This window comes from Neorhizobium phenanthreniclasticum, from assembly GCF_040066075.1.
Lineage (GTDB): Bacteria > Pseudomonadota > Alphaproteobacteria > Rhizobiales > Rhizobiaceae > Neorhizobium > Neorhizobium petrolearium.
The window spans coordinates 75600-90161 of the sequence record NZ_JBEAAL010000006.1; the positions used below are offsets into that span (position 1 = coordinate 75600).

Annotated in this window: 15 protein-coding genes; 4 read left to right on the plus strand and 11 right to left on the minus strand. The window is 61.6% G+C overall.

Features of this window, described 5'->3' with window-relative positions:
* Positions 1-64: 64 nt before the first annotated feature.
* The 4 genes from ABK249_RS10405 to ABK249_RS10420 all read right to left on the minus strand — a co-directional run bounded on the left by ABK249_RS10405 (position 65) and on the right by ABK249_RS10420 (position 5649).
* Positions 65-838, minus strand: coding sequence for an amino acid ABC transporter substrate-binding protein (locus ABK249_RS10405; RefSeq protein ID WP_348862815.1), 774 nt, complete (start codon positions 836-838; stop codon positions 65-67).
* Positions 839-1043: 205 nt separating this feature from the next.
* Complete coding sequence (locus ABK249_RS10410; protein WP_265105666.1) at positions 1044-1169, minus strand: hypothetical protein; 126 nt, start codon at positions 1167-1169, stop codon at positions 1044-1046.
* Between the two features lie 18 nt (positions 1170-1187).
* Positions 1188-3077 (minus strand): ABCB family ABC transporter ATP-binding protein/permease, encoded by a 1890-nt coding sequence (locus ABK249_RS10415; protein ID WP_037150455.1) that lies wholly within the window; start codon positions 3075-3077, stop codon positions 1188-1190.
* A 760-nt stretch (positions 3078-3837) separates the two neighbouring features.
* Complete coding sequence (locus ABK249_RS10420; protein WP_348862816.1) at positions 3838-5649, minus strand: Ig-like domain-containing protein; 1812 nt, start codon at positions 5647-5649, stop codon at positions 3838-3840.
* Positions 5650-5853: 204 nt separating this feature from the next.
* On the opposite strand from ABK249_RS10420, the gene ABK249_RS10425 reads away from it, so the two are divergent.
* Positions 5854-6459 (plus strand): LOG family protein, encoded by a 606-nt coding sequence (locus tag ABK249_RS10425; protein WP_227702342.1) that lies wholly within the window; start codon positions 5854-5856, stop codon positions 6457-6459.
* Positions 6460-6465: 6 nt separating this feature from the next.
* On the opposite strand, the gene ABK249_RS10430 is transcribed toward ABK249_RS10425, so the two are convergent.
* Both ABK249_RS10430 and rarD read right to left on the minus strand, forming a co-directional pair.
* The gene (locus tag ABK249_RS10430; protein ID WP_348862817.1) at positions 6466-6795 is read right to left on the minus strand and encodes a DHCW motif cupin fold protein; all 330 of its coding nucleotides are present in this window, start codon (positions 6793-6795) and stop codon (positions 6466-6468) included.
* Positions 6796-6812: 17 nt separating this feature from the next.
* On the minus strand, positions 6813-7730 hold the full coding sequence (gene rarD, locus ABK249_RS10435) for an EamA family transporter RarD (RefSeq protein ID WP_037150898.1): 918 nt from the start codon (positions 7728-7730) through the stop codon (positions 6813-6815).
* Positions 7731-7880: 150 nt separating this feature from the next.
* Here rarD and ABK249_RS10440 point away from each other — a divergent pair, with 150 nt between their 5' ends.
* The 3 genes from ABK249_RS10440 to ABK249_RS10450 all read left to right on the plus strand — a co-directional run bounded on the left by ABK249_RS10440 (position 7881) and on the right by ABK249_RS10450 (position 10079).
* Positions 7881-8753 (plus strand): protein-L-isoaspartate O-methyltransferase family protein, encoded by an 873-nt coding sequence (locus ABK249_RS10440; RefSeq protein WP_348862818.1) that lies wholly within the window; start codon positions 7881-7883, stop codon positions 8751-8753.
* A 98-nt stretch (positions 8754-8851) separates the two neighbouring features.
* Entirely contained in the window at positions 8852-9088 is a 237-nt protein-coding gene (locus ABK249_RS10445) for a hypothetical protein (protein ID WP_348862819.1), read from the plus strand.
* Between the two features lie 286 nt (positions 9089-9374).
* A complete protein-coding gene (locus tag ABK249_RS10450; RefSeq protein WP_348862821.1) occupies positions 9375-10079 on the plus strand; it encodes a class I SAM-dependent methyltransferase in 705 nt (234 codons plus the stop codon).
* 24 nt (positions 10080-10103) lie between these two features.
* Here the strand turns inward: ABK249_RS10450 and cimA are convergent, their stop codons facing one another.
* The 5 genes from cimA to ABK249_RS10475 all read right to left on the minus strand — a co-directional run bounded on the left by cimA (position 10104) and on the right by ABK249_RS10475 (position 14527).
* Positions 10104-11720 (minus strand): citramalate synthase, encoded by a 1617-nt coding sequence (gene cimA, locus ABK249_RS10455; RefSeq protein WP_348862823.1) that lies wholly within the window; start codon positions 11718-11720, stop codon positions 10104-10106.
* Between the two features lie 208 nt (positions 11721-11928).
* Positions 11929-12897, minus strand: coding sequence for a prolyl aminopeptidase (gene pip, locus ABK249_RS10460; RefSeq protein ID WP_348862824.1), 969 nt, complete (start codon positions 12895-12897; stop codon positions 11929-11931).
* Positions 12898-13069: 172 nt separating this feature from the next.
* Entirely contained in the window at positions 13070-13546 is a 477-nt protein-coding gene (locus ABK249_RS10465) for a GFA family protein (protein WP_037150473.1), read from the minus strand.
* On the minus strand, positions 13539-14039 hold the full coding sequence (locus ABK249_RS10470) for a GFA family protein (RefSeq protein ID WP_348862825.1): 501 nt from the start codon (positions 14037-14039) through the stop codon (positions 13539-13541). Before ABK249_RS10470 ends, ABK249_RS10465 begins: the two co-directional genes overlap by 8 nt.
* A complete protein-coding gene (locus ABK249_RS10475; RefSeq protein WP_348862826.1) occupies positions 14036-14527 on the minus strand; it encodes a GFA family protein in 492 nt (163 codons plus the stop codon). The genes ABK249_RS10470 and ABK249_RS10475 overlap by 4 nt, the downstream gene beginning before the upstream one ends.
* Positions 14528-14562: the final 35 nt, after the last annotated feature.

Consider the following 14562-nt stretch of genomic DNA (forward strand, 5'->3'; position numbering starts at 1 on the left):
CAGCCGCCGGACGCTTTGAATGTCTTCAATTAGTGCAGTTTGCGGAAACCGGAAACCGCTCCCTTTATTTGGACACATCCTGTCCGAAATACTTCTCGGAAATCTCCTGGTAGGTGCCATCGGCCTTGATGTCGGTAAGGGCCTTGTTGATGGCTTCCAGCAGTTCCGGTTCACCCTTGCGGATGATGATGCCGGAATAGTCGGCGTTTTGCTGCTCGGCAGCGATCTTCACCGGAGCATCGGGCTTCTGCTTCTTGAAATCGAGGAAGGAGAGGCTGTCGTTGACCGTGGCGTCGGCGCGACGCGTCAGCACAAGCTGGATCGACTGGTCGAAACCGTCCGTGCCGACGAGTTCGGCACCGGACTGCTCGGCGAGCTTGCCGAAATTGCTGGTCAGCGACTGGGCCGACTTCTTGCCCTTGAGATCGGCAAAGCCCTTGATGTCGTCATTGTCCGCACGGACGATCAGCACCGCCTTGGAGGCGATGTAGGGGTCGGAGAAGTCGTACTTCTGCTTGCGCGCTTCGGTGATGCCCACCTGGTTGATGACCGTGTCGTAGCGCTTTGCATCGAGGCCCGCGATCAGGCCGTCCCACTTGCCCTCGATGAATTCCGGTTTGACGCCGAGCTTCGCGGCAACGGCCTCGCCGATCTCGACGTCGAAGCCGACGAGCTTGCCGCTTTGATCGTGATAGGTGAAGGGCGCATAGGTTCCCTCGGTGCCGATCTTCAGGACGCCGGCCGACTTGATGGCGCCAAGGTTTTCGCCGGCGAGGGAGGGAACGATCGCCGCCGCCTGAATGAGGGCTGCAGCGACAATGGTTTTCAACCGGATCATTTTCGTCATCCTTTCAGCAGTGCTTTGCTGGCATTTGGTTTCCGACCCTAGATGCCAGAAATTAGGACGCTTTGATTGGAAGAAAACTGCGAAGAAAAACGGCGAATGCAAATATTTTGCTCATTTCCTCCGGCATGAGATCATGCCGCGGCTTCGATGCGATATCTCCTGCCTTCCTTCGTGATGTGGATCGCTTCGTTTCAGATTACGGCTTCACCAGTCCCAGCCACGTCGTGAGTGCCAGCAGCGGCGAGCCGTAGAATGCCAGCACGAGCAGATAGGCAAGCGCCACGCTGCCGAACACCGCCATTCTCTTCCAAGAATATCGCATTTGTTTTCCTCGTGATCGCTATTCCGCCGCCGGCTGGCCGCGCAGCACGATGCCGAGATCGTCGCTTTCGCGTACTTTCCGGAGCTGTTCTTCGGCCTGCACCGCCTCGCGCTGGCGGTTCCACATCGAGGCATAAAGCCCGTCCGCTTCGAGAAGTGCTGCATGCGTGCCGCGCTCGGCGATCTGGCCGTCGCGCAGCACGATGATCTCGTCCGCATGGATGACGGTCGACAGCCGGTGGGCGATGACGAGCGTCGTGCGGTTCTTCGAAACAGTGTCCAGCGCCGACTGGATCTCGTGCTCGGTCGTCGTGTCGAGCGCCGAGGTCGCCTCGTCGAGGATGAGGATCGGCGGAGCTTTGAGGATCGTGCGGGCGATCGCGACGCGCTGTTTCTCGCCGCCGGAGAGCTTCAGGCCCCGTTCGCCCACCTTGGTGGCGAAACCTTCCGGCAGGGTGTGGATGAAATGGCCGATCTGCGCCACTTCGGCTGCCGTTTGAACGTCCTCGTCCGTGGCGGAGGGCCGGCCATAACGGATGTTGTAGGCGATCGTGTCGTTGAAGAGCACCGTATCCTGCGGCACCATGCCGATCGCGGCGCGCAGCGACTGCTGCGTGATGTCCCGTACGTCCTGCCCGTCGATGGTGATCGCGCCGTCCTGGATATCGTAGAAGCGGTAGAGCAGGCGGGAGATCGTCGATTTGCCCGCTCCCGAGGGGCCGACGATCGCCACCGTCTTGCCCGCCGGCACGTCGAAGGAGACACCCTTCAGGATCGGCCGTTCCGGATCATAGGAGAAATGGACGTCCTTGAAGGCGATGGCGCCCTTGCGGATATCCAGTGCCCTGGCATCCGGCTTGTCCACCACTTCCGGCTCCACTTCCAGAAGCTCGAACATCTGTTCGATATCGGTGAGCCCCTGGCGGATTTCGCGATAGACGAAGCCGATGAAATTGAGCGGCACGGCGAGCTGCATGAGCAGCGCATTGACGAAGACGAAATCGCCGATCGTCTGGTCGCCGCGCTGGACCGCAAGCGCCGACATGACCATCATCACCGTCTGTCCGATGCCGAAGATGACACCCTGGCCGAAGTTCAGCCAGCCGAGCGAGGTCCAGACGTCCGTCGCGGCCTTTTCGTAGCGCGCCATGGAGACGTCGAAGCGCCGCGCCTCCATCTCCTCGTTGCCGAAATATTTGACCGTCTCGAAATTCAAAAGCGAGTCGATCGCCTTGGTGTTTGCGTCGGTGTCGCTGTCGTTCATCGAACGCCGAATGGAAATCCGCCAGTCGCTCGCCTTGATCGTGAACCAGATATAGAGCCAGACGGTAACGGCGGTGACCGCCACGTACCAGAAGCCGTAGGCCGCCCAGAAGATGATCGCGGTCAGCAGGAATTCGAGCAGCGTCGGCACGGAATTGAGGATCGTGAAGCGGACGATCGTCTCGATACCCTTGGTGCCGCGCTCGATGATGCGTGACAGCCCGCCTGTCTTGCGCTCCAGATGGAAGCGCAAGGAAAGCTGATGCATGTGCACGAATGTCCTGTAGGCTAGCTGGCGCACCGCATATTGCCCGACCGAAGCAAACAGCGAATCGCGAAGCTGGTTCAGTCCGAGCTGCAGGATGCGGGTGAAGTTATAGGCGATGACGAGGACCACGGCGCCGAGCAGGAAGGCGGGCAGGAGGCCCTGCATGTCGAGCCTGCCGTTCAGCGCATCCGTCGCCCATTTGAAAAAATAGGGAACGGCGAGCAGCACCAGCTTGGCGATGAAGAGGAAGAGGGTCGCCCAGAGAACCCGTGCCTTCAGATCCGCGCGGCCCTCGGGCCACATATAGGGCCACAGGTTGACGAGGGTGCCGAGCGGATTGCTCGCATCCGCCGATACGGTCTTTTTCTGTCCTGCCATCGATATCTCCGCGCGGGGCGTGTCAAACGCCATCCGGCACATAAGGTCCGATGCGGAATGTTGCAATGACGGTTTGATGAAAGTTCCGGCTTGCGGGAGATGCGATGTCGTCGGCCGTGAAGTGGCAGGCCGTATGGACCGGGAGGAAATGCCAGCGGCTTCTTACGCCTTATAGCCACGGTGAAGCTGCCGGAAAATGGCCGTACTATGCCTTATGACATCGCGCTTTCGAAACTTCCTGCTGATGGTTGCGGTCTCACTGGCGATGTGGGCGGCGATGATCTACGGCGTGATCCTGCTTATGGGATGAAGCCGCAGACATCCGATGATGCCTTGCATCCGGACGGGAACTATTACCCTGACATGGACGATGTATTGGCTGCGGGAATCCCTTCGCCCGCGCGGACGTCTCGTCCGCGCGGTTTGCCTGGGAATGGGGCAGGCGGGGCATTTCAATGATATTGGGTGTCAGGTTTTCCGCCTGCCCCGGCCGGTGCAAGGCGGTTCGGGAGGTATAGTCAGGCCCCCCTTGCCGCCTTCGTCGACCATCACCGGAAACCAAGCCTTTCGAACCCAGGAAGGCGACCGGTTCCAGAACCCGGTTTCCATCCGATGACGCGACGATTATCGCCTGGCTCCGGGATATGGGGACGAGGCGGGGGCGATGGCGGGATTAAGCCATTGGGAAATGGTCGAAGAATTATTGAGACCCATGGAATTCATCCCCTCCCAACCGCAGGCAGGGAGGGGGAACGCGGGATCAAGACCGCTTATGCAGCATCCGCTGGCGATGAAGCTCTTCCGAATCCGGCCGGTATTCCTGCGGCACGCCGAAGATCTGGCCCGGCTGGATGATGTCGGGATTGCGGATCTGGTCCTCGTTGGCGAGATAGATCGTCGTGTAGCGCACGCCCTGGCCGTAAACGCGGCGGGAGATCTGCCACAGCGTATCGCCCCGGCGGATGATGACCGAGTTGCGGGTGCTTTGGGTCAGCGGCGCCTGCTGGATCGTCTTCGCGCCGCTCGCATCCGTCGCTGCAACGGGGACCACCGCGGCCATTTCGACGCCTGCCAATTGCTGGGCGATAACCGGGCCGACGGCCTTGGCGATCATTGCCGCGATTTCCTTGAGACCGGCGCCGACGGCGGCGACTTCCTTCGGAAGCGCGTCGAGTGCGGCCAAGGCGGCTGCCGCATCTTTTGCCGTGGTCTCCGCGACGGAGCGGGAGGCGGCCGCGGCATCGGCCGGCAGACGGTATTCGCTGAGCGATCTCAGCGCGATCGAAGTGGCGGACCGGGCGGCGATCATCTGTTCCATGGATGGGATGTTGCCGCCATCATAAAGGCCGCGCAGCAGGTTGAAGGCGCGTACCGTCTCGTTGCGCAGCTTGTCGAAGGCCGCGTCGTCGAGCGTGACCATGGCATTGCCCCCCTGTTGCGGGGCGGCAACGGCAGCGACCTGTTCGCCGGCCGGGCGATTGAAGGGCACCTCGACGCGGACCACAACCTGGCCGGTCGCGCTGAGCGCCTCGACGGAAATCCGGTGATCACCGACCGCAAGTTCCATGTTGCCTTCGATGATGAAGCTGCCGTCCTGACCGGCCTTTGCGGAGCCGATCAGCTTGCCGTCGGCCTGGCCGCGCAGCGACGTGCCGGCCTTCGAAACGCCGGCGACGAAAATCTTGCTGCCCTCGATCTCGACGGCGGTGATATGCAGCTCGGACGAGACGAGAGCGCCAGCCGGTGCCGGAGAGTTCGGTGTGAGCGCCGCAACGTCCGGTGCAGAGGAGGCAAGGCCGGATGAGCCTGCCGGAGGAGCTGGCAGCGCAGTCGTCGCGTCCGCAACCGATGCGGCAGGCGCGGTTGCCGGCGAGGTCGCGGTTTCGGAGGCCGAAGCAGCGGGAACCGTAGGCGACGGCTGCTCCGGAACGGAAGCTGCGGGCTTGTTCTGGGCCGGCATGGCGATCACGCGGCTGGCCTTGCCCGGCTTGGTCACCATGGCGAGCAGCTTGCCGCTCTTGTCGGCAGGGACGGAAACGGTCGCGGTCTCCTCGGATATCGTCGCCTTGCCGTCCTTGCCGGTCGCTCTCAGCACGAGTTCGTGGTCGCCGGGCGGCAGTGGTTCGTCGAGGACGGCGGCGAAGTCACCGCTCGGGCCGACATTCACCTTGGCGACGACCGATGTGCCGTTCGTTACCTCGATCGTGGAATGGGGTTCGGCGCGCCCTGCAATGACAGTCGAGCCGTCGGGTTCGACGCGCAGCACGTCGAAGGAGGGAGACGTCATGGCGTTAGCCTTGGTCGCATCAGACTGAGGCGTGGCAGGCTGGGCGGCCGGGGCTCCGGCCTGCGGAGCGGCAGCCTGCAGTTCGGCAGGCTTTGAAGTATCCGGCGTCCTGGTGGCCTGCTGCGTTTCCGTCACCGCCTCCTTGACGGCATTGCCCGCGGCATTGATCGCATCCCCGACCGGCTTCGCGTCGTGGTTGATTCGCGGCAATACGAAGAACACCATCAGCAATGATGCTATGGCGAGTGCGGTGATGGCCAGCCAGCCGGCGCGGTTTCTCATCATCAAAGTCTCTCCCGACGGGTCCTGAATCCCTGCCAGTGGAGGGATTCGGATCAAATTACCGTCGCATAATCGGATTAATCCTTTCCTCCTGCCTTCACAAGCTTTTCACGTTATAAACCCTTGCTCTTCCGGGCATTTCCCGCCAATTTCGCGGACCGGGGCATGTTCTTGCCCGCATTTTGGGATGCCTGACGGAGAAAACTCTTGCCGATTCGATCCATCTGCGTTTACTGCGGTTCGCAGCCGGGACGCGATCCCGCCTATATAGAGGCGGGCCGTGCGCTCGGAAAATCCATTGCTGCCCACGGGCTTCGGCTTGTCTACGGTGGAGGCACCAAGGGCATCATGGGTGCGGTCGCATCCGGCGTTCTGTCGAACGGCGGTCAGGTCACCGGCATCATTCCCGAGTTTCTTGTCGATATGGAGGCGACGCGCCACTCGCTCGGCCAGCTCAACGAGCTGATTGTGACCGAGGACATGCATGCACGCAAGCATAAGATGTTCGAGCGCGCTGACGCTTTCGTGACCCTGCCGGGCGGCATCGGTACGCTGGAGGAGATCGTCGAGATCATGACCTGGGCACAGCTCGGCCGGCATCAGAAACCGATGGTCTTCGCCAATATCGGCGGCTTCTGGGACCCGATGCTCGAGCTCATCCGGCACATGCGCGAGCAGGGCTTCGTCCATCACGCACATCTCGTCCAGCCCATGGTCATCCCGGAAGTGGACCAGATCGTCCCGGCGATCTTGGAGCAGGGCGAAGACCGTCCCCCGTCCGATGGCGAGGAGGATGTGATTTCAAAACTCTGATGGTCCTCAGTCGACGATGAAGAGTTTCGCGCCGCCGGATGTCGAGGAGCGGTGCGGCTCTGCGTCGTCGGCCACCTGATAGCTCATGCCCGGCTTCAGCACGAAGACACGGCCATCCGCGAGTTCGGTCGCAAGCTCCCCTTCGAGGCAGAGCAGAATGTGTCCCTTGACGCACCAATGGTCGGCCAGGTACCCGGGCGAATATTCGACCATGCGCACCCGTACCTCCCCGAAATGGCGAGTCTGCCAGATCGCGAAGCCGCGCTCGCCCTCGTGACGGGCCTTCGGCACGCCGCTCCAGTCAGTAGTGCCGAAGAGAATCCCGTTCATTTTCATGAATATGCCTCAGTACCTTAAAGCGAGCGCCCGCGCACCTGCCTGAGCATCGACCATGTATAGATTGCCAGCGCCGCCCAGATCAGCACGAAGGCACCGAGCTTGACGAGGCTGAGTGGCTCGTGGAAGGCGAAGACTGCGATAAGGAAGATCATTGTCGGCGCGATATACTGCATGATCGCGATGGTAGAGAGCGTCAGGAGCTTGGCACCGTTGGCATAGACCATCAGAGGAACGGCGGTGACGACGCCGGCTATCGCCAGGATGAACGTGTCCCAGCCGGTCGAATGGAGGAGATGGCCTTGTCCGGTGGCCTCGAGCCAGACCACATAGGGCAGGCAGGGAATGCTGATCAGCAACACTTCCAGGAAAAAGCCCTGGTTCGGCCCGATCGGCAGTGTCTTGCGGAAAAGCGCATAGAAGCCCCAGGTTACGGTAAGTCCGATCGACACCCACGGCAGGCCGCCGGCATCGATCGTCAGAATCGTGACGGCTACCACGACCAGGCCGATCGCCACGAGCTGCGCGGGCGCCAGCTTCTCCTTGAGAATGACGGCTGCGAGAAAGACGCTGAAGAGCGGGTTGATGAAATAACCGAGCGCGGCATCCAGCGCGCGACCGGCGGCGACTGCCCAGACATAGATGCCCCAGTTGACCATGATGATCGTCGCGGTCAGGCAGGCCATGCCCAGCATGCGCGGTGTCTTCAGCGCGACCTTCAGGTCGGCCGTGCGGCGCAGCGCGACGAGGACGATACCGGCGACCGGAACGGACCAGAGCGCGCGATGCGCCAGAACTTCGAGCGAGGGAATATGGGCGACCGCCTTGAGATAGAACGGGAGGAAACCCCAGAGGAAATAGGCCGTCAGCCCGAACGCGAAACCGCGCGGCGTATCCTCGTTCTTGATGATAGCAGGGGTGGTATCGGAGGCCATTGCGGGTGTTTCCATCATTTATTCTATTTTTCCCCGGTCTAAACGAATAGATTGAGCCGAACCAATTCATTTCCTTGAAGGAACCATGACCTGTCGCGATCCTGTAAGCTTCGGATGGAATGGTGGTTGCCTTTGAGAGCGGAGGGTTGAATGGCTTTCGAGGATGAGCCGGTGCACCGGCAGATCTATGCGAAACAGATACTGGCGAAAGCCGGAGTTGCCAGGAGTGACAGACTTTTAGCGGCTTTTGCGAAGGTGCCGCGCGAGGAATTCATCGGGCCGCCGCCCTGGGTCTACAAGGACTTTCACAACTATCGGGAGATGGCATCCGCCGATCCCGTCGTTCTCTATCAGGATATGCTGATCGGGATTGATACGGCACGCGGCGTCAACAACGGCATGCCCTCGCTGCATGCTGCGGCGCTGCATGCGCTCGGCATTCGGGAAGGGGAGACGGTCGCCCATCTGGGGGCCGGAACAGGCTATTACAGTGCAATCATCGCGGAACTGGTGGGACCGTCGGGCCGGGTAATCGCAGTCGAATATGACGAAGCGCTGGCGGAAAAGGCGCGGGAAAACCTTGGCCGCTATGCGAACGTCCAGCTCATTCAGGGTGATGGGACCGAATGGCCGGAGGAGGATGCGGATGTCGTTTATGCCAATTTCGCGCTCGACCATCCGCCGGAAGCCTGGATCGATAATCTCGCGATCTACGGCAGGGCGCTCTTCCCCCTTGGCGTCCCGGCGATCGAGAACGGTAGGCCTACCGGTTTCACCCGCTGGGCCGGGTTCCTGATGATCGACCGCCGGCCGTCAGGCTTCGGCGCAAAATTCCTGCAGCCGGTCTCCTTCGTCTGGGTCGAGGGGCAGGAGCCCCCACCGGAAGGCCGCCATCAGCGACTGGCCGATGCCTTCCGCTCGCGCCGAGGCTTTCAGGTGCGCAGCTTTCGCTGGCAAACGCCGCCGGGGCGGGAGGAATGGTACGGCGAGGAGGATTGGGGACTGTCGTTCGAGGAGGTGTGAACCGGTGGACCTCGGCGCATACAGAAAAACGATACCTACTCCCAAATCGGGCGTCTTTCCGTTATAATAGCTAGGTAACGCCTAAGGAGATAGGCGCGATGCTGGCAATCGTTCTTGGATCGATCCTGATCGTGATCGGACTGTTATATATGCTCCGCGAGGCCCTTGGCCGCCGTCGGCTAAGTGATCCACACCGCCCTGATCAGGCCGGATCAAAGCCCACCTTGGAACCCGGACGCCAAGGCGTCGCCTTCCTGGGCCTCGGCAAGAACTGGCCAGGTTTGGCCATGATGATTGCGGGCGCCGTCCTGCTGATTGTCGGATCATACGTCTAGCCGATCCGAGGTTGCTGCCGAAATGTCGGAGGTGCACGACCTGCTCGGATCCCATCGGAACTTTCTTTCGGGAGGGGGCGAGGATGTTTGCCCCGGCCATCTCTCGAGATCATGTCCGGAAGGATGAGCAAAGGCCGATCGAGACAGGTTCACGAGCCGCATACCTCTATTGGACAGATGGGGAGACGGTTGCTCCGGTGGTAGCCTTCGATAAAGGCGGCTTTCCCACCCTCCACCGGAGACCTATGGCGGCACGGGACGGCGCTGCATTCGGAGTGGCGTTGACATGCAAGAGATCGGCCTCCAAACGCGCTTTTGGAACGACTGGAATGCTTCGGCTCGTGAGCATGCCGTCCATGACGTTTCACTCCGGCAGGCGGAGGTGGTGACCGGCTGGCTGGACAGGCTGGAAATTCGCGATGCCGCGATTCTGGAAGCGGGCTGCGGATCGGGTTGGTTCTGCAATCAACTGTCACGCTACGGAAGCGTCACCGCGACCGATCTGTCAGATGAGGTTCTGGCGCGCGCCAGCCGACGTATGCCGCATATCCGCTTTGTACCCGGTGATTTCATGCACCTGGATTTCGGCGTGGAGAAATTCGACGTGGTCGTGACGCTCGAAGTTCTTTCCCATGTCGAGGACCAGGCCGCCTTTGTGAGAAAGCTCGCAGACCATCTAAGGCCGGGCGGTTATCTGATGATGGCAACACAGAACCGTTATGTCCTTGAGAATTTCAACAATGTCCCTCCACCGGCGACGGGCCAGATCCGCCGCTGGGTGGACAAAGGCGAACTCCGCAATCTTCTCGAAAACAACTTCGTGGTTACCGAGCTGTTTACAGTTTCACCGAAGGCGAACAAGGGGCTCATGCGCGTCGTGAATTCTTCAAGGCTGAACGAGCCAATTCGCTTCCTGTTCGGCAATCGCGTCGAACGGCTCAAGGAAAGATTGGGGTTTGGCTGGACGATCATGGCGCTTGCCAGGAAGTGAAGCGGGCAAGCGCCGGGGCCCTGATTACTCCGCGGCGATCTTGCCGGCGAGTTCCCGATTCTTCATCAGCTTGTAGATGACGGAATCCATCAGCGCCTGGAACGAGGCGTCGATGATGTTTTCCGAAACCCCGACCGTCCACCAGCGCACGCCGCTCGAATCGGTGGATTCGATCAGGACGCGGGTGATCGCCTCCGTCCCGCCGTTGAGGATACGCACCTTGAAATCGGCAAGCACGAGGTCGTCGATCTCGTGCTGGTATTTGCCGAAATCCTTGCGCAGCGCCCGGTCGAGCGCGTTGACCGGGCCGTCGCCTTCCGCCACCGACATATGCGTTTCGCCATCGACCGCGATCTTCACCACCGCCTCCGAGACGATCTTGATGCGGCCGTGGGAATCGAAGCGGCGCTCGACCATCACGCGGAACCCTTCGACGGTGAAGAATTCCGGGATGGTGCCGAGCGTGCGGCGGGCAAGCAGTTCGAAGCTCGCGTCGGCGCCCTCGTAGGCATAGCCGGAAGCTTCGCGCTCCTTCACGATCGAGATCAGCTGGTCGAGTTTGGGATCGTCCTTGGCGACCTCGATGCCGCGCCGTTTCAAGGCATTGATAAAGTTCGACTTGCCGCCCTGGTCCGAGACCATGACCTTGCGGAAATTGCCGACGCTCTCCGGTGTCACATGTTCGTAGGTGCGCGGGTCCTTGAGCAGGGCGGAAGCATGGATGCCGGCCTTGGTGGCGAAGGCGGATGCCCCGACGTAAGGGCTCTGATGGTTCGGCGAACGGTTGAGCAGCTCGTCGAAGGCATGGCTGAGAGCGGTGAGGCCGGTGAGCCGTTCCGCGTCGATCGCCGTTTCGAAGCGCGAGGAATAGGTTTCCTTCAGCGAAAGCGTCGCGATCAGGGTGACGAGATTGGCATTGCCACAGCGCTCGCCGATGCCGTTCAGCGTGCCCTGGATCTGCCGACAGCCCGCCTCAACGGCCGCAAGCGAATTGGCGACCGCCTGGCCCGTATCGTCATGGGCATGGATACCGAGCGACGAGCCCGGGATGCCGGCGGCGATCACCGCTGAAACGATCTCGCGGATTTCATGCGGCTGCGTGCCGCCATTGGTGTCGCAGAGCACGACCCAGCCGGCGCCGGCCTCGTATGCGGTCTTCGCGCAGGCGAGCGCGTATTTTGGATTGGCCTTGTAGCCGTCGAAGAAATGCTCGCAATCGACCATCGCTTCCTTGGCCGCGCTGCGGGCGGCTTCGACGCTCTCGCGGATCGCTTCGAGATTCTCCTCGTTGGAACAGCCGAGCGCGACGCGCACGTGATAGTCCCAGCTCTTCGCCACGAAACAGATCGCATCGCTCTTCGCCTGAAGGAGAATGGCAAGCCCCGGATCGTTGGAAGCGGAAATGCCGGCGCGCTTCGTCATCCCGAAGGCGACGAATGTGGATTTCTGCGTGCGTTTTTCGGAAAAGAAGGCCGTGTCGGTCGGGTTGGCGCCCGGATAGCCACCTTCGATATAGTCGATGCCGAAGGCATCCAGCAGGTTGGAGATGGCGATCTTGTCCTCGACGGAAAAGTCGACGCCGGGCGTCTGCTGCCCGTCGCGGAGCGTGGTGTCGAAGAGATAGATGCGTTCGCGTGTCATGGGCGCTCCTCCCAGAACGATACTCCGTGGTTTTCCGCTTTACCCCCCTCTGGCCTGCCGGCCATCTCCCCCTCAAGGGGGGAGATTGGTAAGACGCTCTGGCTTCCCTCCATCGTCAGCGCTTGTCGGGAGCGCGACGTCGCCGCGAGTCGATCTCCCCCCTTGAGGGGGAGATGGCCGGCAGGCCAGAGGGGGGTGCTCTTCGTATTCATCGGATATTAGACCTTCCCGCAAACCGGTCCGTCGCGCGGATGAGTTGATCGGTAATTCCCGGCTCCGAGACCGCGTGTCCTGCGCCCTCCACGATATGGAAATCAGCATCCGTCCAGACTTTCGAGAGCTGCCAGGCATATTTCAGCGGGCAGGGCATGTCATAGCGGCCGTGCACGATGACGCCCGGAATGCCCCTGAGTTTCGTCGCATCGCGCAGAAGCTGTCCGTCCTCCAGCCAGCCGGCGTTCATGAAGAAATGGTTCTCGATGCGCGAGAACGCCAGCGCGAAATGGTCGTCGTCGTGGCTGGTCGCCAGTTGCGGGTCCGGCAGAAGCGTGATGGTCGAGCCTTCCCAGACGCTCCAGGCCTTGGCGCAGCGGATCTGCTCCGCCTTATCCTCGCCGGTCAGCCGGCGGTGATAGGCGGCCATCATTTCGTGGCGCTCTTCCGGCGGAATGGGCGCGATGAAGGCCTCCCACTTGTCCGGGAACATTTCCGAGACGCCGAACTGGTAGTACCAGTCGAGTTCTGGCCTGGTCAGCGTGTAGACGCCGCGGACCAGAAGTTCGCTCACGCGCTCCGGATGGGTTTCGGCATAGGCGAGCGCCAGCGTCGAACCCCAGGAGCCCCCGAAGACCTGCCATTTCTCCACCCCGACCATTTCCCGCAGCCGCTCGATATCGGCGACCAGATGCCAGGTCGTGTTGGCCTCCAGGCTGGCATGCGGCGTGGACCGGCCGCAGCCGCGCTGATCGAACAGCAAGACGTCATAGAGGTCCGGATTGAAGAGCCGCCGCTGGTTCGGGTTGCAGCCGCCGCCCGGCCCGCCATGCAGGAAGACCGCGGGCTTGGCGCCGCGCGTGCCGACGCGTTCCCAATAGATCACATGGCCGTCGCCGACATCGAGATGGCCCGTCTCGTAGGGTTCGATCTCGGGATAGAGAGTGCGTAGCGCTTCAGTCATCGAAAAGTCCTTCATCAATCGCTTTTGCCTGCCGGCGGTCTGGAACGCAATTCAGTGCGTCATCTGAGGAATGCATAGGCGAGCACCGCCGCGGTGATGAGCACGACGATCGCACCCTTGGCGATCAGCCCATAGAACAGCCATTTCGGCATCTTCAGGTTCGGGTTGCCGGTCACAGGTGCAGGCCTTTTTCCGGCCAGATTTCGGTATCGTGGTCGGGATGCTGGAAGGAGATGATCTGTTCCTGCTGCCGGTCGAAATCCGGATCTTCGAAGACCGGCTGGTCGAAGATCGTCTCAACCCAGGGCAGCCGGTAGGCATAGTTGACCTGAATCTGCGGCGCCAGATCGGAACGGTCGTCGAAGGCGCCGATGGCGAGTTCGATTCCGTTCGGATGGCGGTAGGTCAGCGGCGTTCCGCAATGAGGGCAGAAGCCCCGGTCGATATTGACCGACGACTGGAAATAGCTCGGCTCGCCGCGCGTCCATTCCAGGCTCTCCGGCGGCACGGTGACCAGCGCGGAGAAGAAGGAGCCGAACTGTTTCTGGCACATGCGGCAATGGCAGATGGAAGGCCGCCCCAGCTTTCCGTGGATGCGGAAGCGCACCGCGCCGCACTGGCAGCCGCCTGTTCTCTCTTGCTCAGTCATGCTTCTTCTCCTTCTGCCGGTTCTCCGGCGGCCAGGTTTCGGTGTCGTGGTCCGGATGCTGGTACGAGACGACGTCGGCGAAGAAGGGGGCCGCCTCGATATCCTCCATCGTGTGTCGTCCGGGCAATTGATGCAGCCGGTCCACGAAGGGAAGCTTGGCCTCGATGCCATATTGCACGACGGGCGGCAGGGAGGCCGGATCGTCGAAGCTGCCGGCGGAAATCGCGATGCCGTCGTCCGCCTCGTAGGTCATCGGCGTGCCGCAATCCGCGCAGAAGCCGCGCCGCACATGGTTCGACGACTGGAAATATTTGAGCTCACCGCGCGTCCAGGCAAGCTCCGCCTCACCGACGGCAACCAGCGGCGCATAATAGGCGCCGAAAGCCTTCTGGCACATGCGGCAGTGGCAGATCGATGAATCCTTCGGCTCGCCTTCCAGCCGGAAGCGGATCGCGCCGCATTGGCAACCGCCGGTTCGGACAATATCGCTCATGACTTCTCCTCCCATCGCTCCGGCGGCCAGACCCCGGTATCGTGATCCGGGTGCTGCCGGCTGCTCGCAGCGACCTTCCTTGCCTCGTCCGGCGTCATATCCATGGCCGTCTCGTGCGTCAGGTGATCCAGTTCGCCGAAAAAGGACATCTTGTGCATGAGATTGGTCTGCAGCCGGGGCTTGACGCTTTCCGGATCGTCCAGCGAACCGAGCGTGATGCTGATATGGTCGCTGCCGCCATCATAGAAGAGCGGCGTGCCGCATTTTCCGCAGAAGCCGCGCTTCACGGTTTCGGAGGAGTGAAACCAGGCCGGCTCGCCGCGGGTGAAGGAGAAGTTCTCCCACTTCACGCCACCGAGCGGCATGAAATAATTGCCTGCCGCTTTCTGGCACATGCGGCAGTGGCACAGATGCGGAAAACCGATCTCTCCTTCCGCACGGAAGCGCACCGCGCCGCACTGACACCCGCCGGTGTGGATATGGGTCATGGACGAGTCTCCTCTTCTCGTTCGTCAGGGCAGAG

Excerpts from the sequence above, each read along its gene's own strand:
- ABK249_RS10430 (WP_348862817.1), bottom strand. The coding sequence starts at position 6,795 with ATGAAAATGAACGGGATTCTCTTCGGCACTACTGACTGGAGCGGCGTG.
- ABK249_RS10440 (WP_348862818.1), top strand. The coding sequence starts at position 7,881 with ATGGCTTTCGAGGATGAGCCGGTGCACCGGCAGATCTATGCGAAACAG.
- ABK249_RS10470 (WP_348862825.1), bottom strand. The coding sequence starts at position 14,039 with ATGAGCGATATTGTCCGAACCGGCGGTTGCCAATGCGGCGCGATCCGC.
- ABK249_RS10475 (WP_348862826.1), bottom strand. The coding sequence starts at position 14,527 with ATGACCCATATCCACACCGGCGGGTGTCAGTGCGGCGCGGTGCGCTTC.
- ABK249_RS10410 (WP_265105666.1), bottom strand. The coding sequence starts at position 1,169 with ATGCGATATTCTTGGAAGAGAATGGCGGTGTTCGGCAGCGTGGCGCTT.
- ABK249_RS10415 (WP_037150455.1), bottom strand. The coding sequence starts at position 3,077 with ATGGCAGGACAGAAAAAGACCGTATCGGCGGATGCGAGCAATCCGCTC.
- ABK249_RS10450 (WP_348862821.1), top strand. The coding sequence starts at position 9,375 with ATGCAAGAGATCGGCCTCCAAACGCGCTTTTGGAACGACTGGAATGCT.
- pip (WP_348862824.1), bottom strand. The coding sequence starts at position 12,897 with ATGACTGAAGCGCTACGCACTCTCTATCCCGAGATCGAACCCTACGAG.
- rarD (WP_037150898.1), bottom strand. The coding sequence starts at position 7,730 with ATGGCCTCCGATACCACCCCTGCTATCATCAAGAACGAGGATACGCCG.
- cimA (WP_348862823.1), bottom strand. The coding sequence starts at position 11,720 with ATGACACGCGAACGCATCTATCTCTTCGACACCACGCTCCGCGACGGG.
- ABK249_RS10465 (WP_037150473.1), bottom strand. The coding sequence starts at position 13,546 with ATGACTGAGCAAGAGAGAACAGGCGGCTGCCAGTGCGGCGCGGTGCGC.
- ABK249_RS10420 (WP_348862816.1), bottom strand. The coding sequence starts at position 5,649 with ATGATGAGAAACCGCGCCGGCTGGCTGGCCATCACCGCACTCGCCATA.
- ABK249_RS10405 (WP_348862815.1), bottom strand. The coding sequence starts at position 838 with ATGATCCGGTTGAAAACCATTGTCGCTGCAGCCCTCATTCAGGCGGCG.
- ABK249_RS10445 (WP_348862819.1), top strand. The coding sequence starts at position 8,852 with ATGCTGGCAATCGTTCTTGGATCGATCCTGATCGTGATCGGACTGTTA.